General features: G+C 54.4%; 1 protein-coding gene. It reads right to left on the minus strand.

What is annotated here, in order from left to right; genetic code table 11:
* Positions 1–30: 30 nt before the first annotated feature.
* Positions 31–1,193, minus strand: a protein-coding gene (locus ENGE1_RS26190; protein WP_371320888.1) for an IS3 family transposase whose coding sequence is annotated in 2 segments (ribosomal slippage) — positions 31–935 and positions 935–1,193 — 1,164 coding nt in all. Because the reading frame shifts where the segments join, the coding sequence is not laid out codon by codon here.
* Positions 1,194–1,257: the final 64 nt, after the last annotated feature.

Raw genomic sequence — 1,257 nt, forward strand, 5'->3', positions numbered from 1 at the left:
TGATCCTCCCCTCATAATGTGGACACGCTTCTAAGCGAGGTTCTTTTTTTCAAATTGCTCCGGGCTGAGACCGCCACACGCACTGTGACGACGCCAACGATTGTAATCGCACTCAATGTAATTAAATACCACGGTACGCATATCATCACGACTGATTAGACACTCACCGTGGATACATTCTACCTTCAGCGAGTGGAAAAAACTTTCCGCACAGGCATTGTCATAGCAGCAGCCTTTGGCACTCATGCTGCCACGAAGGCCGTGCTGCATCAGTAGGGCATGATAATCTGCTGAGCAGTATTGGCCGCCGCGATCGCTGTGAGCAATAACATTCATTGGCCGCTTACGCCGCCAAAGCGCCATCTGCAGGGCATCGCACACCAGCTCTGCTGTCATCCGGGATGACATTGACCAGCCAATGACCGCACGGGACCACAGGTCAATCACCACGGCAAGATACAGCCAGCCCTCGTCGGTACGTATATAGGTGATGTCCTGCACCCACTTCTGATTTGGTGCGCTGGCGGTGAAATCCTGCTTCAGCAGGTTATCGAATACCGGCAGATTATGTGCCTTATAGCTGACCGGATTGAATTTCCGGGCGGCTCTGGCCCTCAGCCCCTGCCGTTTCAGGCTGGTCGCCACCGTCTTAATGTTGTACCTGAGCCCCTGTTCGCGGAGCTCATCAGTAATGCGCGGTGCGCCGTAGCGCTGTTTTGCCTGATGAAAAGCCTGGCTGACCACCCTGTCACACTGCTGGCGAAATTGTTGACGCGTACCCGGCTGCACGCGACGGTTACGGCGAGCATAACAGCCGCTGCGGGACACGCGCAGCACCCGACACATCGCTTTGATACTGAACTCTGCCCGATATTTTTCGATGAAGACATACTTCATTTCAGGCGCTTCGCGAAGTATGTCGCTGCCTTTTGGAGAATAGCCAGCTCCTCGGCCTGCTCCGCCAGCTGGCGCTTCAGGCGGGCATTTTCGGCAGCCAGCTCATTCTCCCGTTCGGAGGACGTTTTCTGCTGCTGAATTTTGCTGCGCCATGCATAAAGCTGAGACTCATAAAGGGAGAGTTCGCGGGCAGCGGCGGCCACGCCGATTCGCTCAGCAAGCTTCAGGGCTTCGCTGCGGTATTCAGGAGAATACTGTTTTCGTGGCTTCTTAGTTACGGTTGCTGATTTAGTCATGTGAGTCACCTCTGTCTGAGAGTTTACTCACTTAGTTGCGTGTCCACTATTGGCGGGTAGGATC

This window comes from Pluralibacter gergoviae ATCC 33028 = NBRC 105706, assembly GCF_001598855.1.
GTDB lineage: Bacteria > Pseudomonadota > Gammaproteobacteria > Enterobacterales > Enterobacteriaceae > Pluralibacter > Pluralibacter gergoviae.